Source organism: Curtobacterium sp. NPDC089991 (assembly GCF_044748425.1).
GTDB lineage: Bacteria > Actinomycetota > Actinomycetes > Actinomycetales > Microbacteriaceae > Curtobacterium.
Window position 1 is genome coordinate 1 of the sequence record NZ_JBIVGB010000001.1, and the last position, 25,801, is coordinate 25,801.

Below are 25,801 nucleotides of genomic sequence, written 5' to 3' on the forward strand. Positions count from 1 at the left end.
TGATTTCCGTGCACTTGTTGCACGGGCTCGCGTCCACTTTGTGGTTCCCGACAGACGATCGGGAATCAAACTGAATACACCGCTCTGCCCATTCGTGGGCAGCAGCCGGAACATGTTTGAGACCAGAATCATGGTCGAAAGTGTTCCGGTGGTCATAGCGAGAGGGAAACGCCCGGTCACATTCCGAACCCGGAAGCTAAGCCTCTCAGCGCCGATGGTACTGCAAGGGGGACCTTGTGGGAGAGTAGGACGCCGCCGGACTTAACGTTGCAACACCAGGGAACCCCTGACCAGCACTGGTCAGGGGTTTTCTGCGTTTCCGGGCTGAGCCGTAGGATCAGCCGACGACGGAGGAACGATGACCGAAGCCTGGCCGGCACTGCCCGAGGGTTCCCGCTTGGCACTGCGGGAGATCCTCATCCACGGGACGCTCTCGCGGGCGGAGATCGCGCGGTCGCTCGGGCTGTCACGCGCGAGCTTGACCCGGGCGATGCGGATCCTCGTGGCACACCGGCTCGTGGTCGAGGTCGGCACCGACGTGCGTGGGGCCACCGGTCGGCCGTCGGAGCTGCTGCAGTCGAGTTCCGGGCAGTGGGAGTTCCTCGGCGTCAAGCTGACCCGCGAACGCCTGTACGCCGCGGTGACCGACCTGGGCGGACGTGTCCTCGCGCTGCACGAGGAGACCGTCCCTTCGACCGTGCCGGAGGACCTGGCTGACCAGATCAGCACCGTGCACGAGCGCCTCCGTGCCGTGCACCCCGCCATCTGCGCCGTCGGGGTCTCCCTGCCCGGTGACGTCCTCACCCGGGGCGGAGAGGCCGTCGTGGCGTCGTCGCCGTTCCTCGGGTGGACCGACGTCCCGTTCGCACGGATGGTCCGGGAGCGAACGGGGCTCGCAGCCTTCACGGCGAACGACGTCCACGCCCTGACCGTCAAGGAGCACTGGTTCGGTGCCGGCGCCGGCCGCGGGTCGATGGCCCTGGTGACCGTGGGCGAGGGGCTCGGTCTCGGGCTCATCGTGAACGGGCAGGTCTCCACCGGCGAGCACGGACGACTCGGTCGGATCGGGCACCTGCCGGTCCTCGGTGGTGGGCCCGACTGCGGCATCGGGCACGCGGGGTGTGCTTCGAGCTACCTGCCGAGTCCGGTGATCGTGCGGAACGCCGGGCGCGAGGGATCGTCGTACGAGCAGGTCGTCGAGCTCGCGCGGAACGGTGACGAGCAGGCCATGGCGGCGTTCGAGGACGCCGGACGAGCACTCGGTGTCGTCCTGGCCACTGCGGTGCACATCGCCGACCCTGCCGCGATCGTCCTGACCGGGGACGGGCTGCCGGTGTACGACCTGGCACGGACCACGGTGGACGAGTCGCTCCGTGCGGCCCTGGCGCCGTACCGGCAGCCGGTGACCGTCGAGGTGCAGCCGTTCGAGTTCTCGGAGTGGGCGCGAGCGGGGGCGGTCCTCGCGATCCGGCAGCTGCTGGAGACCTGATGCGGCACCACTGACAGTGCGTTAGTTACACACGTTGACAAACACCGTCGGAGACGGGAGGCTGGTGCGGTCCACCCATCGAAGGAGATGCCGTGACCGCTGCCCCCACCGCCCCGTGGCCGACCGACGGCCTGTCGTTCGGCGGCGACTACAGCCCTGAACAGTGGCCGCGCGAGGTCTGGCTCGAGGACGTCCGCCTGATGCGCGAAGCCGGGGTGAACCTGGTCACGATCGGGGTCTTCTCGTGGGCGCTGCTCGAGCGGTCGCCGGGGGAGTACACCTTCGACTGGCTCGACGACGTCATCGCCCTGCTGCACGACAACGGCATCGCCGTGGACCTCGCGACGCCGACCGCCGCCCCGCCGAACTGGCTGCTGACCGCCCACCCCGAGGTCCTTCCGGTGGACGCCACGGAGCGACGGGAGCGCCCGGGCGGACGCCTCGGGTGGTGTGCGGCGTCGACGGTCTTCCGCGAGCACGCCCTGCGGATCGTCGGTGCCCTGGCCGAACGCTACGGTCGCCACCCCGCGGTGCGGCTGTGGCACGTGAGCAACGAGCTCGGTGGCGGGAACGGCCGCTGCTACTGCGAGGAGTCGGCAGCGGACTTCCGGCGCTGGCTCGCCGACCGGTACGGGGACGTCGACACCGCGAACGCCGCGTGGGGAACGGCCTTCTGGGGGCACACCTACACGTCCTTCGACGAGGTCTCACCCCCGCGTGGCGTCGGCGGCGCACCGAACCCCGGCCTCTTCCTGGACTTCGAGCGGTACTCGTCCGACGCACTGCTCCGCCACTTCGACGCCGAGAAGGCCGTCATCGAGCAGCACTCGGACGTCCCCGTCACCACGAACTTCATGGTCGGCGCGGGCTCCCAGGTCGTCGACTACGCCGCGTGGGCGAAGCACGTCGCGATCCCGGCGAACGACCACTACACGCTCGTCGACGACCCGCACCGCGAGCAGGACCTCGCCCTCGCCGCCGACCGGATGCGCGGCATCACCACCGGCCGCACCCCGTGGTTGCTCATGGAGCACTCGACGGGCGGCCCGAGCTGGCAGCAACGCAACCGGGCGAAGGAACCGGGCGAGATCCTGCGGAACTCGCTCGTGCACGTCGCCCGTGGGTCCGACGGCGCACTGTTCTTCCAGTGGCGGGCGTCCACCGCGGGGGCCGAGCAGTTCCACTCCGCGATGGTCCCGCACGCCGGTACCCGCACCCGGATCTGGCGCGAGGTCGTGGCGCTCGGCCGGGCACTCCGCGACCTCGCCCCCGTGCAGGGCAGCCGCGTCGAACCGGCCCGGGTCGCGATCGTCGTCGACGAGCCGTCCGGCTGGGCACTGCAGTCCGGGCTGAAGCCGCACCGAGCGCTGCGGTACTCGCGAGAGCTCCGTGCCTGGTACGCCGCGTTCCACGACCGGCAGGTGCTCACCGACGTCGTGCCCTCGGACGCCGACCTCGACGGCTACGACGTGGTGGTCCTCCCCACGATGCTCATCGTCGACGACGCCACCGCCGCACGGATCGCCGCGGTGGTCGACCGCGGCGCGACCCTCATCGTCACGTACCTGTCCGGCGTCGCCGACGAGACCGCCCGCATCCGCGCCGGCGGCTACCCGGGCGCGTTCCGGCAGGTGCTCGGCGCCTGGAGCGAGGAGTTCACCCCGCTGCAGCGCGGTGAGACCCGCACGCTCGACGACGGCGGGACCGTCACCGACTGGGCCGAGGCCGTGGTGGTCGACGACGCCGATGTCGTGCTCCGGTACACGGACGGTCCGCTCGCGGACCGCGCAGCGGTCACCCGCCGCGCCGTCGGCGGCGGCGCCTGGTACGTGTCCGCGATGCTGCCTGCCCAGAGCACCCAGCGGCTCGTGGACCGGGTCATCGAGGAGCGCGCGCTCCCGCGGACGGTCACCGCGCCTCCCGGCCTGGAGGCGGTGCGCCGCGTCCACGACGACGGTTCCGTGTTCCTGTTCCTCGTCAACCACCGCGCGGACGACGTGACGGTCGTCGCGTCCGGTACGGACCTGTTCGACGGTTCCGGCCACGGGCCGGAGACCGTCGTGCCCGCCGGTCGCGTCCGCGTCCTGCGCGAGGAGCGTGCGTCGTGACCGTCGTGGACCGCGACCCGGCGCCGGCGCGCGCACTCGACGGACGGCAGGTGCAGGTCCTGCGCGGCGGCGGGGTGTCGCTCGTGTTGGCGACCGCCGACGACGGACTGCCCGAGGTGCTGCACTGGGGCCGCGACGTCGGACCCGTCACGGACGGCGACGGCGCCGAACTGCTGCTCGCGCTCGGACGGCCGCTCGGACCGAGCGCCCTCGATGCGGCCTGGCCACTGACCGTGCTGCCGACCGAACGCGACGGGTGGGAGGGACGACCCGCGATCGCCGGGCACGTCGACGGGCTGCCGCTCGTGCCGCGGTGGCGCGACGTCGAGGTGACCGCGGAACCGGGCGTGCTGGTCGTGACCGCGGTGTCCGACGAACTGCTGCTGCGGAGTGCCTTCCGGCTCGACGCCGCGGGGGTGCTGCGCGTCGGGCACACCGTGACCAACGGGGCCGCCGTGCCCGTGCACCTGCAGGCACTCGAGGCGACGCTGCCCGTGGGCGAACGGGTCGGCGAGGTGCTCGACCTGGCCGGACGCTGGACCCGGGAGCGCACCCCGCAGCGGCGGACCCTGACCGCCGGCAGCCACGCGCGGGAGAGCCGCCGCGGTCGCACCGGCCACGACGCCCCGACGCTGCTCGTGCTCGGGACGCCGGGGTTCTCGGACGCTTCCGGTGAGGTGTGGGCCGTGCACCTGGCCTGGAGCGCCGACTCGGTGCACCGCCACGACCTGCTCGCCGAGGCGCGACCGCTGCTCGGTGCCGGGGAACTCCTGCGCGCCGGCGAGGTGGTCCTCGGGCAGGGGGAGTCCTTCGCCGCGCCCGACGCCGTCTTCGTCTGGAGCGACGCCGGGCTCGACGGCCTGTCCGACCGGCTGCACGACTCGCTCCGCAGCCGCCCCGGTCACCCGAAGCGCCCCCGGCCGGTGGTGCTCAACACGTGGGAGGCCGTCTACTACCGGCAGGGCCTCGCGCCCCTGGTCGCACTGGCCGAGACCGCCGCGGACATCGGCGTCGAGCGGTTCGTGCTCGACGACGGCTGGTTCCTCGGGCGCCGCTCGGACTCGACGTCGCTGGGGGACTGGCGCGTCGACCCGACGGTGTGGCCGGACGGCCTCGGGCCGCTGGTCGACCGGGTCCGCGGACTCGGCATGGAGTTCGGGCTGTGGTTCGAACCCGAGATGGTGAGCCCGGTGTCCGAGCTCGCGGCGGCGCACCCCGAGTGGTTGCTGCAGCGCCCCGAGGACGACGTCCGCACCTGGCGGAACCAGTACGTGCTCGACATGGCGAACCCACTCGCACGGGCGTACGTGCTCGAGGCGATGTCCGCCGTCATCGGGGCACACCACGTCGACTTCGTGAAGTGGGACCAGAACCGCGACATCGTGCACGCGGTCCACGCCGGACGTGCCGGCATCGACGCGCACACCCGCGGGGTCTGGACACTGATGGACGCCCTGCGCGCCCGGCACCCGTGGCTGGAGATCGAGGCGTGCGCGAGCGGCGGCGCCCGGGTGGACCTCGGCGTGCTGGAGCGCACCGACCGGGTGTGGCCGTCGGACTCGAACGACGCGTTCGAACGCCTGCCGATCCAGCGCTGGACCGAGGCACTGCTGCCGCTCGAGCTGATCGGCTCGCACGTCGGCCCCGAGGTCTCGCACACCACCGGCCGGCACCTCGATCTGGACTTCCGGATGGCGGTGTCGCTGTTCGGCTCCGCCGGCATCGAGACCGACGTCACCCGACTGGCGCCCGCGGAGCTCGACCGGCTGCGCGCGTGGACGGCGTTGTACAAGCGGGAGCGCGGGCTGCTGCACACCGGCCGGTTGCGGCACCTGGAGCTCGGCGACCCCGGGCTCGTGGCGACCTCGGTCGTGGCCGTCGACCGGTCGCGGGCGCTGGTGCGGGTCGCACGGACCGAGACCGGGCCGCAGTCGCTGCCGGTGCCCTTGCGGATGCGGGGGCTCGACCGGGCGCGGCGCTACCGGCTCGCCCCCGTCACGGGGCTGCGGGTGCCGCACGGACTCGACATGGTGCCGCCGGCGTGGCTCGTGCGCGGGTACCTGGAGCTGTCGGGTGCGGTGCTCGAGGACGTCGGGGCGCGGCTGCCGCTGCTGGCTCCCGCGACCGCGATCGTGTTCGAGGTGCACGCCCTCGACTGACGCGACCCTGCCTGCCGCCGTCGGCCTGCCCGCCGTCGGCCTGCCGGCCGCCGACGGCCGGCTGGCGTCGGCCGTCGGCCGTGGTCGGGCAGGCGCGGCCGGCGAGCGGGCGGAACATCCCGGTTCGTGGCGTGCACACGCGGGTGTTTCGCCCGCTCGGCGGGACGGCGCGGCCGCACTGGTGCGCTGACGGTTCTGGTTCGCGATCTCGCAGGATCGTGAACCAGAACCGTCACGCCGTTGGCAGAACCCGTCCCCGCCCGGGCGCGGGGCTCGTCAGGGGAGGAGCGAGCCCGCGTGGCGGAGGACGAGCGGGCCGACGAGCGCCTCGGGGTCGATGCCCGGCGCACCCGTCACCGTGAAGGTCACCGACTCGCCGGCGAGCAGGGACACCAACCCGTCGTCGACCCGAGCGGCCGGGTCCACACGGTCCGGGAACAGCGAGACGTCCCGCGCGTAGGACGTCGCCGTCACCGTGACGACCGCCCCGTCGTCCGTCCCCGTGACCGACGTGGACAGCGGTGCGCGGGCGAGCACCTGGTCGACGACCTCGGCGAAGTCGAACACCGTGCGGGTTCCTGCTCCGGTGACGACGAGCACCTCGGACCCGGCGCCCCCGGGCACGGCGAGCGTGGCCGGCAGCGTGACCCGGTCGGCGTCGGCGGGTGCGGCGGCGAGCGAGAACGACGACGAGTCGAGCACCGTGCCGTCGAACGCGACGCGGGAGACCGTGACCTCGTCGGCGACCGGCGCCCCGGACGCGTTCACGAGGACGACTTCGAGCCCACTGTCACCAGACGGCTGCACCGTGAGCAGCACCGGCTGGTAGGCCTGCCGCACCGCGTACCAGACGGGCTTCCGGATGCCCGCGTGGTCGACGAGCGCCCAGGACACCACGGGCCAGTCGTCGTTGAGCTGCCAGACGATCATCCCGGTGTTGTCGGGCGTGCGGGACCGGAACCACTCCATGCCGAAGCGGATCGCGTGCGCCTGGTTGAGCTGCGCGGCCCAGTGCCAGTCCTCGATCGAGGTGGGCGACGGCAGGTGCCCGCGCATGCCGTCGGCGAGCTTCCGGTTGCCCTGGTCGGCCTTCTGGTGCACGAGCATCTCGTGGCCGTCGGGGTCGAGCGGCTCGTCGTGGACGACCGCGGTCAGGGTCGACCACGCGGGCGGCCCCTGGAACCCGAACTCCGCCACGAACCGCGGGTTCCAGTCGGCGTAGGCGCGGTAGTCGAGCCGGTTCCAGACGTCCCAGATGTGCACGCTGCCGTTCCGCTCGTCGTTCGGCGTCAGGTACTCGTCGAACGAGAACGGGCTGCCCGGCGTGTACGGACGGGTCGGGTCGAGCTCGGCGACGATCGCGGGCAGCAGCGAACGGTAGTAGCCGTTGCCCCAGGTCCGGCCGACGAGCGACGGCCGCCAGCCCCACTCGGCGTACGCGACGAGGTTCTCGTTGTTGCCGTTCCACACCACGAGCGACGGGTGCGGGCTGAGGCGGGTGACGGCCCCGCGGACCTCGGGGTCGACCTCGTCGGCGAGCCAGGGCTCCTCGGCGTAGGCGGCGCAGGCGAACAGGAAGTCCTGCCAGACGAGCACGCCGAGCTCGTCGCAGCGGTCGTACAGGTCGTCGGACTCGTAGATCCCGCCGCCCCAGATGCGGAGCAGGTTGACGTTCGCCTCGATCGCGTCGTCGATCCGGTCGGCGTAGCGCTCGGGCGTCATCTCGGTCAGGTACGCGTGGTCGGGGATCCAGTTCGCGCCCCGCACGATCACGGGTCGGTCGTTCACCCGGAGCAGGAACGGGGCTCCGCCGGCGTCGGCGGCGGTGTCGAGCGTCACGGTGCGGAACCCGACGCGGCCGGTCCAGACGTCGTCGCCGACCTCGACCCGGATGTCGTACAGCGGCTGGTCGCCCTCGCCGCGCGGCCACCAGACGGCGACGTCGGGAACCTCGAGCCGCACGACGGCGGAGCCGTCGACGACGGCGCGCACGCTGGTGACGGACGTCGCGCCCGGCACGGACGGGCGGCCGGGAGGCACGGTGCCGGACCCGACGGGCATCGCCGCCGCCTCGGTGCCGCTCGCGCCGGGGGCGGACGTGCTCTGCTCGGCCAGGGCGGCGCCGTGGCCGTCGGCCCCGCCGGGGGTGACGTGCGGGGTCAGGGTGACCCGCGCCTCCAGGCCGGCCCGACCGGACACCCCTGCGACCGGAGCCGACCCGATGTGCTGGGAGAAGGCCCCGGTGGAACCTGCGGACTCGACGTCGACGTGCGCGGTGAGCACGCCCGTGGTGCCGTCGACGTCGACGAGCGGGCGGACGGCCGCGATGCGGGCGCCGCTCCACGACTCGATGCCGATCGACTTCCAGATGCCGCTCGTGGCGACGTCGATGCCCCAGTCCCAGCCGAAGTTCGACGCGTTCTTGCGCAGTGCGTTGTACGGGTGGTGGTTGACGTGAGGGAGTTCGCCGCCGTGCAGGGCGGATAGTCGCTCGGCCGCGGGGACCGGGGCGTCGAAGGTGATCACGAGCTCGTTCGTGCCGGGGCGCAGCAAGTGCCCGACGGGGAACCGGTACGCGCGGTGCTGGTTCGCGGTGGTGGCGACGACGATGCCGTTCAGCTCGATCGTCGCGAGGGTGTCGAGTCCGTCGGCGACGAGGTCGTGGCGGGCGTGCGTGGTCGGGGCCGTGCCGGTCTCGCCCGACCACGCGAAGGTGCGGCGGTACCGCCACACCGTGTCGCCGATCCACTGGGTCGCGGCCTCGTTGTCGCCGTCGAACGGGTCGGGGATCCGGCCCGCCCGCAGCAGGTCGGTGTGCACGCAGCCGGGGACGATCGCGGCGACCGGCTCCCGGTGCGCGTCGGCCTGCGCCGGGCCGTGCACCGCCTCGACCGTCCACGTGCCGTCCAGGGTGGTCCGCTCCATTGCGTCTCCTCAATCGTGACGGGGCCGTGACCCGACCCCTTGACCGCCTTAGTTTACGCGTGTAACAATCACGCTCACAACGTGGATCCTGCGACGACGCAGACCGAGAGGACAACGATGTTCAACCCAACCCGTTCACGGCTCGCCATCGGCGCCGCCGTCCTCCTCGCCGCCGGCCTCGCGCTGAGCGGCTGCAGCGCGAGCGGCAACGCCAGCACGAAGGACGACGCCGCCTCGACCCTGGTCGCCTACACCGGACAGTCCGGCGACTACCAGATCAACTTCAACCCGTGGTCACCGTCGAACATCGGCGGCGTCGGCACGATCTACGAGTCGCTGTTCTTCATCACCAACGTCAACACGAACGACCCGAAGCCGCTGCTCGGCAAGTCGTACGAGTGGAACACCGACGGCACGCAGCTCACCATCACACTGCGCGACGGGGCGACCTGGAGCGACGGCGAGCCCTTCACCTCGAAGGACGTCGTGTTCACGCTCGACATGCTCAGGAAGCAGAAGGCCCTCAACTCGATCGGCTACGACGGCACCGCGAAGGCCGACGGCGACTCCAAGGTCGTCGTCACCTTCGACAAGCCGTCGTTCGTGCTCGGCCCGAACCTGCTCGGCAAGACCTGGATCGTGCCCGAGCACCTGTGGAAGGACATCGACCCGACCACCGACGTCGTGCGCGAGCCCGTCGGCACCGGTCCGTACACGCTCGGCACCTTCAAGGCGCAGGCCTTCACCCTCGAGGCGAACAAGAAGTACTGGGACGGCGCCCCCGCCGTGAAGACCATCCGCTACCTGTCGCTCTCCGGCAACACCGCCGGCGCCGACGCGCTCAAGCAGGGCTCGATCGACTGGCAGACCGGCCCGGTGCCGAACATGGACGACATCGCCGGCAACTACAACGGCTACGACGGCATCACCGTCGGCCAGAACCAGATGGCGCTGCTCACCTGCGCGAACACCGACCTCGGCTGCACCGGCCCGCAGACCGACCCGGCCGTCCGGCACGCCATCGCCGACGCGATCAACCGCAAGCAGCTCAACTCGCTGGCGTTCGAGAACACCGCGAGCGAGATCTCGCCGACCTTCGCGCTCACCACGACGCAGAAGGACACCATCTCGAAGGACATCGAGCCGGCCGTGATGCCGGAGACCGCCGACAAGGCCGCCGCCGCGTCGTCGCTCGAGGGCGCCGGGTGGAAGAAGGGCTCAGACGGCATCTACGCCAAGGACGGCAAGAAGCTGTCCCTGACCGTCGAGGTCGTCACCGGCTGGACCGACTACATCACCGCGATCGACACGATGACGCAGCAGCTCAAGGCCGCGGGCATCGAGCTCAAGGCGCAGCAGTCGTCGTGGAACGAGTGGACCGACAAGAAGACCAAGGGCAACTTCGAGCTCGCGATCGACTCGCTCGGCCAGGGCCCGACGGCGAACCCCTACTACCTGTACAACAACTACTTCACGACGGCGAACACCGCGAAGGTCGGTGCTGCAGCCCCGATGAACATCTCGCGGTACAGCAACCCCGACGTGGACAAGGCCATCGCGAAGCTCGCCACGATCAACCCCGAGGACACCGCCGCGACGCAGCCGGAGCTCGACACGATCCAGCAGCACATCGTCGAGGACCTGCCGTACATCCCGGTGATGACCGGCGGTACGACGAGTGAGTTCCACGCGGCGAAGTTCACCGGCTGGCCCACGAAGGACGACCTCTACGCCTTCCCGGCCGTCTGGGCGAGCCCGGACAACGCCGAGATCTTCAAGGCGCTGAAGCCGGCGAAGGGCTGACCACGATGGGATCGCGACCGAGGAGCACTCGACGATGACCTACTTCCTGCGCAAGATCGGCTTCTACATCGTCGCACTGTGGGCGGCACTGACGCTGAACTTCATCATCCCGCGGCTGCTGCCCGGGAACCCGGTGGACATCCTGCTCGCCAAGCTCCAGCAGCGCGGCGGGCAGGTGACCCCGGCGACACGGCAGGCGTACGAGCTGCTCCTCGGTGGCGATTCCTCGGAGCCGCTGATCTCCCAGTACGGCCACTACCTGGTCAACGTGTTCCGCGGTGACCTCGGGGTGTCCGTCAGCTACTTCCCGGCCCCCGTCACCGAGGTCATCGCGAGCTCGCTGCCGTGGACCATCGCCCTCGTCGGCATCGCCACCATCCTGGCCGCCATCATCGGCGTCGGCCTCGGCGCCTTCGTCGGCTGGCGTCCGGGCACCTGGCTCGACTCGTTCGTGCCGGCCACCACCCTGCTCGCCGCGGTGCCGTACTTCTGGCTCGCGCTGATCCTGGTGTACTTCTTCGCCACCGGCATCCACCTGTTCCCGGCGCAGGGCGGCTACGACGTCATCCTGACGCCGGGGTTCAACTGGGACTTCATCGCCTCGGCGATCCAGTACGGGGTGCTGCCGGCCGTGACGATCGTGCTCGCATCGCTGGGCGGCTGGCTGCTCGGCATGCGCAACATGATGGTGTCGACGCTGTCCGAGGACTACATCACCACCGCCCAGGCCAAGGGGCTGTCCGACGGCAAGATCCTGCGGAACTACGCCGCCCGGAACGCCGTCCTGCCCTCGGTCGCCGGCTTCGCGATCTCCCTCGGGTTCATCGTGTCCGGCTCCGTCGTCACCGAGCAGGTGTTCTCGTACCCGGGCATCGGGTCGAAGCTGCTGTCCGCCGTGACCAACAACGACTACGCGCTCATGCAGGGGATCTTCCTGTTCATCACCCTGGCGGTCCTCGGCGCGAACCTCGTCGTCGACCTGCTGTACGGGCTCATCGACCCGCGGACGCGGGCGCGGAGCTAGGGAGGACACGCCATGACCAACATCCAGCAGGACACCGAACCCACCATCGGCGCACTCGCCGAAGAGGCCGACGCCGGGTCGACGCGGAGCATCGCCACGGCTCGCGCGACACGACCGAAGGGCGGCATCCGCCGTTTCCTGCCGACCCTGACCCCGTGGCTGATCACGGGCATCGCCCTCGTGGCCGGCGTCACGTTGTTCGGCGTCCTCGGGCCGCTGCTCGTCGGCGACCCGACCACCATCCGCGACTCCGGGCTGCAGGGACCGAGCGGCGAGAACCTGCTCGGGACGACCCAGACCGGGCAGGACGTCCTCGCCCAGCTCGCCTACGCCACGCGCGGCAGCCTGCAGATCGGCCTGATCGTCGGCGTCCTCGCCACGGTGCTGTCCGCGTTCTTCGGGATCCTCGGCGCGTACCTGGGCGGGATCATGGACGAGGCGTTCTCGCTGTTCTCGAACGTGTTCCTCGTCATCCCCGGCCTGCCGCTCGTCATCGTCATCTCCGGCCTGGTCCCGCGCGAGGCCCGCGGGCTCTGGACCATCGCCGTCGTCCTCGCGATCACGTCGTGGGCCGGGTCCGCCCGGGTCCTGCGTGCGCAGACGATGTCGATCCGGAACCGCGACTACGTCTCCGCCGCCCGTGTCGCCGGCGAACGACCCTGGCGCGTCATCGCCGTCGAGATCCTGCCGAACCTGCTGCCCGTCCTGGCGTCGCAGTTCGTGTTCGCGGTGATCGCCGCGATCCTCGGGGAAGCGGGGCTGTCGTTCCTCGGCCTCGGGGCGTCGAACTCGTCGACGCTCGGCACCATGCTCTTCTACGCCCAGAACGGCTTCGCGCTGGCGAACGGCGCCTGGTGGTGGTTCGTGCCGCCCGGCCTGCTCATCGCCCTGCTCGGCATGGGCCTGTCCCTGGTGAACTTCTCGATCGACGAGGTCATCAACCCACGACTGGCGAACGTGCGTGCCCAGCGGCGGCGCGAACGTCGCGCCAAGCGGGCCGCCCGCGCCTCGCGTTCCGCACGCACCACGAAGGAGTTCGTCCGATGAGTGCCGAAGCCGTGCTGACGATCGACCACCTCGACGTCGTCTACGAGACCGAACACCCCGTGCACGCCGTCAAGGACGTGTCGCTCACCCTGGCTCCCGGCGAGATCCTCGGGCTCGCGGGGGAGTCCGGCTGCGGCAAGACGACCCTGGCCTACGCCATCACCCGGCTGCACCGACCGCCGGCGAAGGTCGCCTCGGGCAGCATCACGTTCCACGACCGCGACGGCACCGACATCGACCTGCTCGGGCTGCCGCACGAACAGCTGCGGGCCGTGCGCTGGTCGAAGCTGTCGATGGTGTTCCAGGGCGCGATGAACGCCCTCAACCCGGTCACCACCATCCGGGCGCAGCTCGACGACGCCCTGAAGGAACACCGGCGCGACCTGTCCCGCAAGGAACGGCGCGCGATCGCCGAGGACGCCCTGAGCCGCGTCGGCGTCGACCCGTCCCGCATCACCGCGTACCCGCACGAGCTGTCCGGCGGCATGCGCCAGCGCGTGATGATCGCGATGGCCATGCTGCTCGAACCGCAGATCATGATCATGGACGAGCCCACCACCGCCCTCGACGTCGTGGTGCAGCGCGAGATCCTCCGTGAGATCGTCCGACTGCGCGACGAGCTCGGGTTCGCCGTCGTGTTCATCACGCACGACCTGCCGCTGCTGCTCGAGATCAGCGACCGCATCGCGATCATGCTGCGCGGCGAGGTCGTCGAGTGCGACCGGGCCTCGGTCATCCAGCACGACCCGAAGCACCCGTACACGCAGAAGCTGCTGCAGTCGTTCCCGAGCCTGTCGGGGGAGCGCGGCGCGTTCATCCGCTCCGGCGTCGACGACCACGCGGCAGCAGTCCACGAGGAGATCCGATGACCAGCGTGACCGTCAGCCACCTCGGCAAGGACTTCCACACCCGCAAGGGCCTGAAGCGCACCACCCTGCACGCCGTCGACGACGTGTCGTTCGAGCTGCTGCCCGGGAAGACCGTGGCGTTGGTGGGGGAGTCCGGCTCGGGCAAGTCCACCATCGCCCGGATGCTCGCCAAGCTCGAGAGCACCACCCGCGGCTCGATCGACGTCCGGCTCGAGGACGGCACACCCGTCGTCGGCAGCATGTACCGCCGGCACGTGCAGATGGTGTTCCAGGACCCCTTCGCGTCGCTCAACCCGTTCCACTCGATCGAGCACCACATCGCCCGGCCGCTCCAGCTGCACCACCGAGCCCGGGGCGCCGACGAGACCGCCGAGAAGGTGCGGGAACTGCTCGGCCGCGTCAACCTCGACGAGGACTTCGCGAGCCGCCGCCCGCACGAGCTCTCCGGCGGGCAGCGGCAGCGCGTCGCCATCGCCCGCGCACTCGCCCCCGGGGCCCAGGTGCTCATCGCCGACGAACCGGTGTCGATGCTCGACGTGTCGATCCGGCTCAGCGTGCTCAACCTGATGGGCCGCCTGCAGCGTGAGGACCACCTCGCGGTGCTCTACATCACGCACGACCTGGCGACCGCACGCCACTTCTCCGACGAGATCCTGGTGCTCTACCGCGGCCGGGTCGTCGAACGCGGGCCGTCCGACGCCGTGATCCTCAATCCCCAGCACGACTACACCCGGCTGCTCGCCGAGGCTGCCCCCGACCCGGAGCGCATCGACCGCAAGGTGACCTCGGGCAGCGCTCTCGACCGCTCGAAGATCGACAACACCACCTGCTACGACCACGGCGTCGGCGCGTGGGTGTCGAGTGAGCCGGCACCGGTCGGCGCACGGTGAGCGGAGTCTTCGCCGACTGGGTCACCCCGGGTTTCTCGGCACGGTTCCGGATCGGCGCCGACCAGCCGGCCGCCCTCGTGTCGTTCGTGGCGAGCGGTGGAGCGCTCGCCGACGGGGCGCTCCTCGATGGGCCGGCGGACCCGCAGCCCCTGGTGGAGCTGACCACGATCGGACACGGGCGGTTCCCGGGCGGGTACCGGCACGTGGACTCCACGATCGGGGCGCGACTGCGACCCGTGTCGTGGCGTGCGTCCGACGACGCGACCGATCCGTGGTTCCGGATCGTGCAGGCGGACGCGGCCACGGGCCTCCAGGTCGAGTCGGTGTTCCGAGCGCGCGCCGACGCACCGGCGTTCCAGACGTGGACCGAGGTGTCCGCCGACGACGGTGAGCACGTCGTGGACTTCGTGTCGTCGTTCGCGACCGGGGCGTTCCTGACCGACTCCGGGGTCGGCGTCGACGACCTAGTCCTCGTGCACGCGGACAACGACTGGGCTGCCGAGAGCCGGTGGCGGACCGATCCGCTGCGGTCGATCGGACTCGCGGCGATCGACCGCGAGGCGCAGCACCACCCGCCCCGCAGCCGCGCCGTCGTGCAGAACCGTGGGTCGTGGTCGACCGGCGAGGCGCTGCCGATCGGCGTGCTGACGCCTGCTGCGTCCGCTGGTGCTGCGCCCTACGCGCTGGTCTGGCAGGTCGAGCACAACGGGCCGTGGCTGTACGAGCTCGGCGAGACCCGACGGCACGCGTACGTGCTGCTGAGCGGGCCGACCGACCAGGAGCACCAGTGGACGGCGGTCGTGGCTCCGGGGCAGCCGTTCGTGTCCGTGCCGGTCTCGGTGGGGATCGCCGGCTCGGTCGGTGGGGCGTTCGAGGTGCTCACGGCGCAGCGTCGGGCGTTCCGGCACGTGCGCGAGGCCGATCGCGCCCTGCCGCTCGTGTTCAACGACTACATGAACACGCTCATGGGCGACCCGACCACCGAGAAGCTGCTGCCGTTGATCGACGCCGCTGCCGACGCCGGAGCGGACCTGTTCTGCATCGACGCCGGCTGGTACGCCGAGGGGCACTGGTGGGACACCGTCGGGGCGTGGGAGGAGGCCGCGTCGCGGTTCCCGACCGGGCTCGGGTTCGTCATCGACCACATCCGGTCGCGGGGGATGCAGGCCGGGCTGTGGCTCGAGCCCGAGGTCATCGGCATCCACTCGCCGCTGGCCGCGACCCTGCCGGACGATGCCTTCGTCCACCACCACGGGGTACGGGTCGCCGAGCACGGACGGCACTTGCTCGACCTCCGGTCGCCGGCCGCGCGGGCGCACCTCGACGCGGTAGTCGATCGACTGGTCGGGTCGCTCGGCGTCACGTTCTTCAAGATGGACTACAACACGATGACGGGGCCGTTTCCCGGCATGCTCGAGCACCAGCGCGCGCTCCTCGACTGGCTCGACGACGTGCAGGCCCGGTACCCGTCGCTGCTCATCGAGAACTGCGCCTCGGGAGCGATGCGCGCCGACTCCGCGATGCTGTCCCGGTTGCACATGCAGTCGACCTCGGACCAGCAGGACCCGGTGCTGTCGGCGTCGATCGCGGCTGCTGCCCCCGCCGCGATGCTGCCCGAGCAGGCCGGGAACTGGGCCTACCCGGCGCCGTCGATGTCGCCCGACCTGTTCGACCTGTCGCTCGTGAACGGGGTGCTCGGGCGGATGTACCTGTCGGGCTACCTCAACGAGATGTCGTCGGCGCAGCGTGCGGTGGTCGGGGACGCCATCGCCGCACACCGGACAGTGCTCGAGGTCATCGAGTCGTCGGTGCCGGAGTGGCCGCTCGGGCTGCCGGCATGGGAGGACCCGTGGCTCGCGCTCGGCTTGCGCGCGCCCGGCGGGGACCTCTACCTGTCGGTGTGGTCGCTGCCCGGTGCGTCGGGATCGGTGTCGTTGCCGCTGCCGGGCTTCGCCGGGCAGGCGGTGGTCGTCGAGCCGCTGTTCCCGACGGCGCTCGGGTCGTGGTCCGTGGCGTGGGACGCTGCCTCGGGCTCCCTCGAGGTCGCCAACGGCGGGGCGACCCCCACAGCGCGGGTGCTCCGCGTCCGACCGGAGGGGGCGGACGCGGAGCACTGAGCGGGGCGCGCGTCGCGATGGCAGGGCGCGCGTCGGAGCGGACGGGAGGCACGGTGCAGGCAGGCGCCGTGCATCCCGTCCCGTCGGTGGTCGCGTCCACGGCGCGGGGGACGCGGGTTCGCGTCCGGCCGGTGACGGTTCTGGTTCAGGATCCTCGGGGATCGTGAACCAGAACCGTCAGCAGCGGTGCAGGAAGGCCCCCGGTCAGGCGCGGGTCTCGTGGTCGGCGTCGGCGTCGGTTTCGGCGTCGGCGTCGGCTGCTGAGTCGTCGTCGGGGCGGCGCGGGGCGCGGAGCCGCAGGGTCGCACCGAGGCCGATGACCAGGAAGCCGGCGGCCGAGAACGCGGCGGCGCGGGTGCCGTCGGAGAACGCCTCGGCGGCGTCGGCGCGGGTCTGCCCCTCGAGGCCGGCGATCGCTCCGCCCGAGGACTGCACCACGGTGTCGGCGATCTGCTCGGCCTGGGCGGTCGAGACGCCGGCGTCCTGCAGGCGGTGCTCCAGGATGCTGCCCGTCGAGGTGAACAGCACCGTCCCGAGGACCGCGATGCCGAGCGCTGAACCGATCTGGCGCGCGGTGCTCTGGGCACCCGAGGCCTCGCCGCTGCGCTCCACGGGGACGTCCTGCAGCACGACGCCGGTGAGCTGCGCCGTCGCGAGTCCGACGCCGAAGCCGTAGACGAACAGGCACGGGACGATCGCCCACCACGGGGTCGCCGAGGTCACGACGAACCCGATCGCGGCGACCCCGACGATCTCGGCGCCGATGCCCATCCGCACGATCGGCAGCGCCCCGATCCGCTGTCCGACCGTGGCCGCGAACCCGCTCGCGACGAACGACCCGATCGCCAGGGCCAGCAGCACGAAGCCGGTCTGCAGCGCCGAGTAGCCGAGGACGTTCTGCAGCCAGAGGGGCAGCGACAGGATGATGCCGAACTCGCCGAGCGACACGATGAGCGCCGCGATCGAGCCGTTCCGGAACGAGCCGATGCCGAACAGGTCGAGGGCGATGAGCGTCGACCGGCCCGCACGCTGCCGGCGCCGGGAGCGGACGACGAAGGCCACCCCGGCAGCGATCGCGATCACGAACGCGACGGGGATCGGCGAGACCGGGCCGTCCCACGACCACGAGCCGATCGTGAACGGTGTCGACGACGGAGTCCACCAGCCGTAGGTGCGACCCTCGATCAGCCCGAAGACCAGCGCAGCGCTCGCGATCACGGACAGCAGGGCGCCGACGAGGTCGATGTGGCCGGTGTGCTCGGCGTCGCGCGACTCCCGCACGGCGACCGCGAGGCCGACCAGGATGACCGCCACGATCGGGACGTTGATGCCGAAGGCCCACCGCCACGAGAAGTCCGTCGTCAGCCAGCCGCCGAGCAGCGGACCGACCGCCACCATCCCGCCGATCGTGGAGCCCCACACCGCGAAGGCGATGCCGCGCTCCCGGCCGGTGAACGTCGCGTTGAGGATCGACAGCGTGGTGGGCAGGACCATCGCGCCACCGACACCCTGCAGCACGCGGGACGCCACGAGCAGTTCGACCGTCGGGGACAGCGCCGCCAGGACCGACGCCACCGCGAACAGGATCACGCCGATGGTCAGCAGGCGCCGGCGACCGAAGCGGTCGGCCACGGCACCGAAGACGAGCAGCAGCGCGGCGAAGACCAGCGTGTAGCTCTCCTGCACCCACTGCACGAGCGTCGAGCCGATGTCGAGGTCGGCGACGATGCTCGGGATCGCGACGTTCACGATCGTGGAGTCGACGATGATGAGCGCGACCGCCAGGCTGATCACGACCAGACCGATCCACCGACGGCGATCGAGGGTGGTGGTGGGAGCTGCGGCTGCGGCGCTCATGTGCGTGTCCTCATCAGATGATCAGCATGCTGACTACCTGACGGTACACCCGCTCCCGATGACCGGCGCACCGGGGGATCACGGGAGCAGGCGGAGCTCCATCGCGCGGGTCACGGCACGGGTGCGGTCGTTCACGCCGAGCTTCTCGAACACGTGGCCGAGGTGCGTCTTCACCGTCGTCTCGCTGAGGAACAGGGCACGCCCGATCGCCGGGTTCGAGTTGCCCTGGGCGACGAGCTGCAGGACCTCGAGTTCGCGCGGGGTCAACGACGGGCCAGCAGCCACGGCCGACGAACCCGTTGCTCGTCGGACCAGCGCAGCGGCAGCCGAAGGGGCCAGTGCCGTCTCGCCCCGCGCCGTCGCCCGCACCCCGGCGAGGATCTCGGACTCCGGGGCCGCCTTGAGCAGGTAGCCGGTGGCCCCGGCCTCGATCGCCGCGAGGATCTGGTCGTCGGACTCGTACGTCGTCAGGATCAGGACGCGGACGCCCGGCTCGGCCGCGAGGATCTCCGCCGTCGCCGCATCGCCGTCGAGCTCCGGCATCCGGAGGTCCATCAGCACGACGTCGGGGCGCTCGGCCAGCACGACGGACACCGCCGTCCGGCCGTCGCTGGCCTGGCCCACCACGTCGATGTCGTCGGCGTCCTGCAGCAGCGCGACGATGCCCGAGCGGACGATCGGGTGGTCGTCGGCGACCACGACGCGGATCACCGGGTCACCTCCGCCACGGGGTGGCGAACGGCGGACGGGAGGCCCGGTGCGGCTCCGGTGGGCAGGATCGCCTCGACGACGGTGCCCCGGCCCAGGGCGCTCGTGATCGTGCAGGTGCCGCCAGCGAGGGCGAGGCGCTCCCGCAGCCCGCGCAGCCCGTGCCCGCCCGTGGGCTGCTCGGGGTCGAACCCGGCGCCGTCGTCGGTGATCCGCAGCACGGTCTGCCCGTCCTCGGAGACCAGACGGACCTGCGCCGAGCCAGAGCCGGCGTGCGCGCGGACGTTCGAGAGGGCCTCTTGCGCGACCCGGAGCAGGACCACCTGCGCATCGCGGTCCAGCACGCAGTCGGAGGCGTCGACCGTGACCAGCGTCCCCGTTTCGCGGGTGTGCCGTTCGGCGAGGCGGTGGAGGGCACCGGCAAGGCTGTCGCGGGTCATGCCTGCGGCTCCGGCTGCGACGAGGGTGCGGGATTCCTCGAGGGCGGCGCGGGCGGACTCCTCGAGGACGGTGAGTCGTTCTTCCAGCGCATCGGAGCGGTCGTTCGCCAGGTCGCCGCGAGCCCGTTCGGTGAGCATGACGATGCCGGCGAGGTTCTGCGCCACGGTGTCGTGGATCTCGCGGGCCAGGCGCTCCCGTTCGCTCGCGATGCCCGCGGTGCGGTTCGCGTCGGCGAGGGACTGCTGGGTGGCGCGGAGTTCCTCGACGAGCTGGCGGCGCTCCTCGGACAGGCCGGCGACGCTCGAGATCCACACGCCCATCGCGCAGGCACCGATGACGCTGATGCCCTCGATGAGCAGGGTGCTGACCAGGGCGTCCGGGCCGCTCGACAGTTGCAAACCGATGCCGCTCGCGAGCCCGACGGCGATGGACAGCAGGACCGCGGTGCGGACGTGCTGCGTCTGCACCCACACCAGCGGGAACACGATGCACTGCACGAACGCGGTGCTCGGGACGACGGCCGGCAGCACCAGGGCGGCGACGATGACGAGCGGCAGGAACGCGGCGGCGGCTCGGGGGCTGTCGTAGCCGCGGTGCCCGTACGCGATGTACGCCACGACGAGGACCACGACCGCGAGGTACGCGGGCCAGCGGGTCGACCACGGGGACCAGCCGAGCGCGGTGATCACGGCGGTGAGGAGCATCGTGCCCGCGAAGAAGACGTGCAACCACCGGTTGCGCACCCACGTCTCACCGCTCATGACGACAGCATCCCACCTGCCCGGCGCCATCAGGAGTCCTTGCGGTTCCAGCGGAAGGTGAGGGCGCAGGCCACCGTGCCCCCGACCAGCCACGCGACCAACACGAGCGTTCCGAGGGCGAGGTGCCACGCGCCTCCCGGCTCGGCGGACGCGAACGCGTCGGGCAGGAAGACGGACCGCATGCCGGACGCCATCCAGCGCAGCGGGAAGACGGACGCGACGTTCTGCAGCCAGTCGGGCAGCTGGGTGAAGGGCAGGTAGACGCCCGAGATGAACTGCAGAACCAGGACGATCGGGACGATCGTGGCGGTGGCGCGGCGGCCCTCGCGGGGGAGTGCCGAGATCGCGATGCCGAGGACGCAGCTGGTGGCGATGCCGAGGACCATCACGCCTGCGAAGACGCCCCAGTTGCTCGCGTCGGTCGGCAGGTCGACACCGAACACCAGGCTTGCGATCCCGAGCAGCAGCGCCGTCTGCACGATGGTCGTGACGAGGACCATGCCGATCTTGCCGACGAAGTAGCTCAGGACCGGCAGCGGTGTGCCGCCGAGGCGCTTCAGCGTGCCGTCGCTGCGTTCGGTCGCGATGTCGACACCGAGTGACTGGGTGCCGGAGAGCAGGATGCCCGTCGCGACCAGGCCGGGCAGGTAGTAGGTGGCGTAGTCGACGCTGATCGGTCGCCCGTTGCTGGCGACGGCGCGGATCGGGTCGGCGTCCGCGAACGCCACCGAGAACAGCGCCAACATGATGATGGGGAAGAGGAACGTGAAGAAGACGGCGTCGGGGGCGCGGAAGTAGGAGCGGATCTCGTACGAGATACGGCTGGTTGCGGTGTTCACTTCTGGCCCACCATTCCGAGGTAGACGTCCTCGAGGGACGGGCGGATGACTTCGAGGTCGTGCATGGGCGCGGTGCTGTTGCGGATGAGCGCGGTCGGGTCGGTCGTGCGCTCGTCGTGGAGGTCGCCGGCGTCGTCGCGCCAGCGGACCCGTGGTGTGCGGGCTTCGGCGCCGCCGATCTCGTCGATCGGCGCGATGTCGAGCAGCGTCCCGTCGGCGATCACCGCTGCCCGGTCGGCGAGCTGGGCGGCTTCGTCGAGGTAGTGCGTGGTGAGCAGGATCGTCGTGCCCTCGGACTGCACCTGGCGCAGGAGGTCCCAGAACTGCCGGCGGGCCTCGGGATCGAAGCCCGTGGTCGGTTCGTCGAGGAACAGCACCTCGGGGCGGCCGATGATGCCGAGGGCGACGTCGACGCGGCGGCGCTGGCCTCCGGAGAGTCGGGCGATGCGGGTGTTGCGCTGGTCGGTCAACCCGACGGCCGCGAGGAGTTCCTCGGTGCTGCGGTGCTTCGGGTAGAGCGTCGCGAAGTGGTTCAGCTGCTCGGCGACGGTGACGTTCGGGGACTCGGCGCTGGTCTGCAGGACGATGCCGATTCGTGCGTTGTGGCTGCGGCTCGTCCGTGCGGGGTCGTGACCGAGGACGCGCACCTCGCCGGCGGTGCGGGAGCGGTAGCCCTCGAGGATCTCGACCGTCGTGGACTTGCCGGCGCCGTTCGGGCCGAGGAGGGCGAAGGTCTCGCCGGGCTGGATGGTGAAGCTCACGTCGTCGACGGCGACCTTGCCGGTGGCGTACTGCTTGCTGAGGTGCTGGACCTCGATGGCGGGGGACTCGGGCATGGGTCCAGCCTGGCCGGTGGGTCGCCGCGGGGGATCGGTGGGGGCGGTGGTGCTGCATCCTCCGATCGGGGGATGGCGTGGGAAGGGCGCAAGCATGTCGTATTCGAGATATCCGGAACTTCAGATTCTGGCGTTGCTCTGCTTGGCTCGGTGCGGGGCCCACGCGGCCCTCCCGTTCCCCCAGCAGAAAGGCCCTTCCATGAAGCGCTTCGGAAAGCTCTCGGCCGTCATCGCGGCTGCAACGCTGTGCGGTGTCCTCGGCGCCGGTGTCGCACAGGCTGCTCCGGATGATGCAACCGCCAGTGGCGGCGGCACGTGGTCGTACGGCGTGATCGGCCACCAGGTCGTCTCCGCCTACGACAACCGTCGGTACACCCACAGCACCTCGGTCAAGTCCTCCGGCGTGACCAAGTCGTCGGGACGGATCGCGAAGGGCAAGATCGCCGGCGTGAGCCGCCCGAAAGCACTGTGGGGCAACCAGGCCTTCTGGGCGATCTACTGATCCGGAACTTCGCGGCCGCCACCGTCCTCGCGGTGGCGGCCGTACCGCTCCTGCTCGTCGGCCTGATCGTGTTCGTGGTCGGGAGTGGTGAGGCGAGCGGGTACCTCACCGGCCGGACGACGATCGACATGGTCGACCTGCCGCTCGGTCCGACCAAGCAGGAGCACATCCAGCAGCTCACGGAACTGGCCGAGGACCACGACGTGTCGCTCGCCCTCGTCGTGCCGGATCGTTCCGGCGCGCCGGACACCGTCACCGCGTACTCGTTCGCCGGCTCCGTCCCAGCGCCGGTGTTCTGGGGGAACGTCGTCGACCGGCCGGCGAGCGACATCGGTGACGCCGTCATCGTCTGGTCGTACGCGGTCGACGGATCGGCCGTGCAAGTCGGTGCCTTCCTCGACGCGTTGCGCACTGCGGAATTCGAGTTCGTCGACGCGACCCCGACGGTCCGCGTACTGGCACCAGCGGTGATCGGGCAGCCCGGCGTCCTGGCGATCGTGGCGTGCATCGCGCTCGGAGTCGTCATCGCCGTGGTCGCGGAGTCGGACCGGCGGGACAGCCGACAGCGGCTCCGCGGACTCGCCGGATGGTCACCGAAACGCATCGCCGCTCGTGAAGCCCTCGAGACAGCGGGGCTGCTCGTCGTCTGTTCCCTGGTGGTGTGCGGGGCGCTCGCCGTCTACTTGCTCGTCCGCGGGGCATCGCCGATGATCTGGTCGTTCAGCGTCGGGCTCGCCGGAGTGATGCTCCCCGCCGCCTTCGTCGGTGTCGTCGGACTCCACGTCGTCTGCTCCGTCGTCGGCCGCCGCAGGTGGACGAGCCTCGCGGCCCCGGTCTGGCGCCCGGCCGTCGTGGCACTGTGCGGTGTCGCACTCGTCAGCATCCTGACCGCGAGCACGAGTGGCCTCGTCGAGCAGGGGCGGACGGCCTCCGAGCTCGAGCGATCGCTGCGTTCCGAGGCCGCCGACGGCGACGACGTGGTCCTGGGCGTCGGGATGGCCTCAGTCGCCGACGAGGACGCGTTCGGGCGCGTTGCGCTGGCTGCCCTCGCCACCGGCACCGCCGAGCTGGCGCAGACGACGTTCATGCAGGACGCGCTGCTGGTCGCCGGAGACCGGGCGGAGCAGCTGGTCGGGGACGACCGTGACGGTGTCACCGTGCTGGTCCCCGAGTCGGTGGCGACCGACGTCGACGCGATCGCCGACGGCGTGCGGGAGAGCTTCGACGACGGCTGGGAGGTGGACGACGACCAAGCGCCCCGAGTCGTCCCGATCCACACCGAGGTCGTCGGATCGACCGCACCGATCGTCGCCGCCGCTGACCGCTGGATCGATTGGGTGCTGCCACGCACCACCACCGGCGCGGACGTGCCCGTCATCGTGGTGACCGACGTGCGGGACCTGCCGCCGAACCGACTCGGCACCGCGACCCGGAACGGCGAGGTCCGGTTCGCCGACCGGACCGCGCTCGTCCGGCAACTCACGGACGCTGACCTGCTCGACGTCGTCACGCAGATCAACCGAGTCGGTGCCGTGCTCGAACGAGCGCTCGCAGCCGTCCGGACATCCCGCGCCGTCATCCTCGCCGCTTCGGCCGGGACGATGCTCGCGATCCTGTTCGCTGCCGCCACCCTGATCGCCGATCACCGGACGCGGCATCGACGAGCAGCACGGCTGCGATTCCTGGTCGGCCGGCATCCCGCGGTGCAGCACGCGCGGTTCGTGCTTGTCGCGAGCGGCATCGCCGCCGGGACCACCGCCGTGACCGTACTCGTCGGCGACGACGGCACCGGTGCCGGCAGCGGCGCCTTGCTCGCTGCCAGCACGGCCGGGGCAGTCGGCGTGCTCACCGCAGTCGCGCTGTCCGTCCTGCTCGCCGCCACACACCACCGAGAGAGGCCACGCCGATGACCGAGCACCAGCGACTCAGCATCGAGGGGATCGGCTACGACATCGCCGGGCGGACGCTCTGGAACGACATCACGTTCCAGCTCGGCGCCGGACAGGCCCTTGCCCTGCGCGGACCGTCCGGACAGGGGAAGAGCACGATGCTCCGCTGCCTCGCCGGGTTGGAACGACCGCCGCGGGGTCGGATCGTCGTCGACGGCACTGACCTGCACACGGCGAGCGAGGGGGAGCGGCGTGGACTGCGCCGAGACACCATCGGCCTCGTCGTGCAGGACCACGCCGTCGTGCCGGAGTGGACCGTTGCCCAGAACCTGCGAGTGCTGCGGCCCCGTGGCGTCACCCGGGCGGCACTCAGCGATCGGATCGACGAGGCGCTGCTGATCGTCGGGCTCGGTGGTCGGCGGGATGCTCGTGCTGGGACGATGAGCGGCGGCGAACAGCAGCGAGTGGCCGTCGCACGAGTGCTGGCGCAGCGGCCACGACTCGTCCTCGCCGACGAGCCCACCGCGTCGCTCGACACCGAGAGCGCGGCGCGCGTCCGCAGCGGTCTCGACGCGCTGCGTGCATCGGGCAGCGCTGTCGTCGTGGCGACCCACGACCCGGCGCTCATCGCGTGGGCCGGTGCAGAACGGTCACTCATCCGGCTGGGGAGCGACCATGGACGTCCGTGAGACCACGCTGCAAGCTGCGGTGGGCGCGCACCTGGCGGGGACCCACATCCGCAGGACACCCCGGGTCCTGCAGGGGAGTGGCACCGTGGCGCCGGGGTTGCGCTGGCCGGACGCCTCGGACGGCCGCGATCCCCTGGCCGTCCTCGAGGCCGAGGGCCCCGCGTTCTCGGCGGGCGGTGGTGTTCTCGTGCCGGAGCGCTGACGGTTCTGGTTCGCGATCGTCGGGGATCGTGAACCGGAACCGTCAACGTCTCAGTACTCGGGGCGGATCCAGTCCGTCGGCTGCACGAAGCGAGCGCGGGGCAGGACCTCGTCCGGCTCGGCGGTCCGCACGCTCGTGATGATCGTGTCCTCGCCGTACTCCGACAAGCGGCGGGCGATGCCGTCGCGCTCGTCGATCACCATCGTCGTGCGGGTCGCCGGATCCCCGCGGTGCTCGAACGTCACCAGGATCGAGTGCTCGCCGATGTGCTCGACCAGGATCGGGTGGAAGCTCTCGGGGCCGCGACCCCACCGGAGCATCAGGTCGGGCACGGCCATCCGGACGACGGGAGCGGAGACCATGCTCCGGGCGAACGAGATCTCGTCCGGACCGTCGTCGGGGTCGTGCAGCACGCCGTCGCGGTAGGAGACCGGCTTGGCCCGTTGGCGGACGAGGGTCCAGGTCTGCGCGGCCTCGTCGATGTCGACGCGGAACTGCCAGTACTTCTGCCGGGACTCCTGGTGGATGCCTTCGAGGACGTACCGGGCGGGCCGGCGGAGCGCGGCGAGCTCCTCGGCGATCGCGGGGCCGTCGGGCCGGGTGAGGAGTTCGTCGAAACGCACGCTGTCAGCATGGCGCACCACGC

General features: G+C 71.2%; 20 protein-coding genes and 1 rRNA gene. 14 read left to right on the forward strand and 7 right to left on the reverse strand.

Features of this window, described 5'->3' with window-relative positions:
- Nucleotides 1-144 precede the first annotated feature (144 nt).
- The 4 genes from rrf (at nucleotide 145) to ACIPV1_RS00020 (ending at nucleotide 5,756) form a co-directional block, all read left to right on the forward strand.
- Nucleotides 145-261, forward strand: a 5S ribosomal RNA gene (gene rrf, locus ACIPV1_RS00005).
- A 97-nt stretch (nucleotides 262-358) separates the two neighbouring features.
- Entirely contained in the window at nucleotides 359-1,489 is a 1,131-nt protein-coding gene (locus ACIPV1_RS00010; RefSeq protein ID WP_194673255.1) for an ROK family transcriptional regulator, read from the forward strand.
- A 92-nt stretch (nucleotides 1,490-1,581) separates the two neighbouring features.
- Complete coding sequence (locus tag ACIPV1_RS00015; RefSeq protein ID WP_402725488.1) at nucleotides 1,582-3,597, forward strand: beta-galactosidase; 2,016 nt, start codon at nucleotides 1,582-1,584, stop codon at nucleotides 3,595-3,597.
- Nucleotides 3,594-5,756: an alpha-galactosidase gene (locus ACIPV1_RS00020; RefSeq protein ID WP_402725489.1), complete on the forward strand. Its 2,163-nt coding sequence runs from the start codon at nucleotides 3,594-3,596 to the stop codon at nucleotides 5,754-5,756. Before ACIPV1_RS00015 ends, ACIPV1_RS00020 begins: the two co-directional genes overlap by 4 nt.
- A gap of 276 nt (nucleotides 5,757-6,032) precedes the next feature.
- Here the strand turns inward: ACIPV1_RS00020 and ACIPV1_RS00025 are convergent, their stop codons facing one another.
- The gene (locus tag ACIPV1_RS00025) at nucleotides 6,033-8,681 is read right to left on the reverse strand and encodes a glycoside hydrolase family 2 protein (RefSeq protein WP_402725490.1); all 2,649 of its coding nucleotides are present in this window, start codon (nucleotides 8,679-8,681) and stop codon (nucleotides 6,033-6,035) included.
- A 117-nt stretch (nucleotides 8,682-8,798) separates the two neighbouring features.
- On the opposite strand from ACIPV1_RS00025, the gene ACIPV1_RS00030 reads away from it, so the two are divergent.
- From ACIPV1_RS00030 to ACIPV1_RS00055, 6 genes are read left to right on the forward strand one after another with little or no spacing between them, the layout of a single operon-like run.
- Entirely contained in the window at nucleotides 8,799-10,484 is a 1,686-nt protein-coding gene (locus ACIPV1_RS00030; RefSeq protein WP_402725491.1) for an ABC transporter substrate-binding protein, read from the forward strand.
- 34 nt (nucleotides 10,485-10,518) lie between these two features.
- A complete protein-coding gene (locus tag ACIPV1_RS00035; protein WP_111086984.1) occupies nucleotides 10,519-11,508 on the forward strand; it encodes an ABC transporter permease in 990 nt (329 codons plus the stop codon).
- Between the two features lie 12 nt (nucleotides 11,509-11,520).
- On the forward strand, nucleotides 11,521-12,555 hold the full coding sequence (locus ACIPV1_RS00040) for an ABC transporter permease (protein ID WP_402725492.1): 1,035 nt from the start codon (nucleotides 11,521-11,523) through the stop codon (nucleotides 12,553-12,555).
- Nucleotides 12,552-13,424 (forward strand): ABC transporter ATP-binding protein, encoded by an 873-nt coding sequence (locus ACIPV1_RS00045; RefSeq protein WP_123313058.1) that lies wholly within the window; start codon nucleotides 12,552-12,554, stop codon nucleotides 13,422-13,424. The genes ACIPV1_RS00040 and ACIPV1_RS00045 overlap by 4 nt, the downstream gene beginning before the upstream one ends.
- Nucleotides 13,421-14,314 (forward strand): ABC transporter ATP-binding protein, encoded by an 894-nt coding sequence (locus ACIPV1_RS00050; protein ID WP_402725493.1) that lies wholly within the window; start codon nucleotides 13,421-13,423, stop codon nucleotides 14,312-14,314. The genes ACIPV1_RS00045 and ACIPV1_RS00050 overlap by 4 nt, the downstream gene beginning before the upstream one ends.
- Entirely contained in the window at nucleotides 14,311-16,431 is a 2,121-nt protein-coding gene (locus ACIPV1_RS00055; RefSeq protein ID WP_402725494.1) for a glycoside hydrolase family 36 protein, read from the forward strand. The genes ACIPV1_RS00050 and ACIPV1_RS00055 overlap by 4 nt, the downstream gene beginning before the upstream one ends.
- 204 nt (nucleotides 16,432-16,635) lie before the next feature.
- On the opposite strand, the gene ACIPV1_RS00060 is transcribed toward ACIPV1_RS00055, so the two are convergent.
- The 5 genes from ACIPV1_RS00060 to ACIPV1_RS00080 form a co-directional block, all read right to left on the reverse strand.
- Complete coding sequence (locus ACIPV1_RS00060; protein WP_402725495.1) at nucleotides 16,636-18,288, reverse strand: DHA2 family efflux MFS transporter permease subunit; 1,653 nt, start codon at nucleotides 18,286-18,288, stop codon at nucleotides 16,636-16,638.
- A 78-nt stretch (nucleotides 18,289-18,366) separates the two neighbouring features.
- Nucleotides 18,367-18,999, reverse strand: a complete 633-nt coding sequence (locus tag ACIPV1_RS00065) for a response regulator transcription factor (RefSeq protein WP_123939305.1) — start codon at nucleotides 18,997-18,999, stop codon at nucleotides 18,367-18,369.
- On the reverse strand, nucleotides 18,996-20,198 hold the full coding sequence (locus ACIPV1_RS00070) for a sensor histidine kinase (RefSeq protein ID WP_402725496.1): 1,203 nt from the start codon (nucleotides 20,196-20,198) through the stop codon (nucleotides 18,996-18,998). Before ACIPV1_RS00070 ends, ACIPV1_RS00065 begins: the two co-directional genes overlap by 4 nt.
- 29 nt (nucleotides 20,199-20,227) lie before the next feature.
- On the reverse strand, nucleotides 20,228-21,037 hold the full coding sequence (locus ACIPV1_RS00075; RefSeq protein WP_123340280.1) for an ABC transporter permease: 810 nt from the start codon (nucleotides 21,035-21,037) through the stop codon (nucleotides 20,228-20,230).
- On the reverse strand, nucleotides 21,034-21,873 hold the full coding sequence (locus ACIPV1_RS00080; protein WP_402725497.1) for an ABC transporter ATP-binding protein: 840 nt from the start codon (nucleotides 21,871-21,873) through the stop codon (nucleotides 21,034-21,036). Before ACIPV1_RS00080 ends, ACIPV1_RS00075 begins: the two co-directional genes overlap by 4 nt.
- A gap of 199 nt (nucleotides 21,874-22,072) precedes the next feature.
- On the opposite strand from ACIPV1_RS00080, the gene ACIPV1_RS00085 reads away from it, so the two are divergent.
- The 4 genes from ACIPV1_RS00085 to ACIPV1_RS00100 are packed head-to-tail and all read left to right on the forward strand — an operon-like array spanning nucleotide 22,073 to nucleotide 25,155.
- Nucleotides 22,073-22,375 carry a lactococcin 972 family bacteriocin gene (locus ACIPV1_RS00085; protein WP_402725498.1) on the forward strand — a complete coding sequence of 101 codons (303 nt, stop codon included), beginning with the start codon at nucleotides 22,073-22,075 and terminating at the stop codon, nucleotides 22,373-22,375.
- Between the two features lie 32 nt (nucleotides 22,376-22,407).
- Nucleotides 22,408-24,285, forward strand: coding sequence for a hypothetical protein (locus tag ACIPV1_RS00090; protein WP_402725499.1), 1,878 nt, complete (start codon nucleotides 22,408-22,410; stop codon nucleotides 24,283-24,285).
- Nucleotides 24,282-24,953 carry an ABC transporter ATP-binding protein gene (locus ACIPV1_RS00095; protein ID WP_402725500.1) on the forward strand — a complete coding sequence of 224 codons (672 nt, stop codon included), beginning with the start codon at nucleotides 24,282-24,284 and terminating at the stop codon, nucleotides 24,951-24,953. Before ACIPV1_RS00090 ends, ACIPV1_RS00095 begins: the two co-directional genes overlap by 4 nt.
- Nucleotides 24,940-25,155, forward strand: coding sequence for a hypothetical protein (locus ACIPV1_RS00100; RefSeq protein ID WP_402725501.1), 216 nt, complete (start codon nucleotides 24,940-24,942; stop codon nucleotides 25,153-25,155). The genes ACIPV1_RS00095 and ACIPV1_RS00100 overlap by 14 nt, the downstream gene beginning before the upstream one ends.
- Nucleotides 25,156-25,205: 50 nt before the next feature.
- On the opposite strand, the gene ACIPV1_RS00105 is transcribed toward ACIPV1_RS00100, so the two are convergent.
- A complete protein-coding gene (locus tag ACIPV1_RS00105) occupies nucleotides 25,206-25,778 on the reverse strand; it encodes a hypothetical protein (protein WP_402725502.1) in 573 nt (190 codons plus the stop codon).
- Nucleotides 25,779-25,801 lie beyond the last annotated feature (23 nt).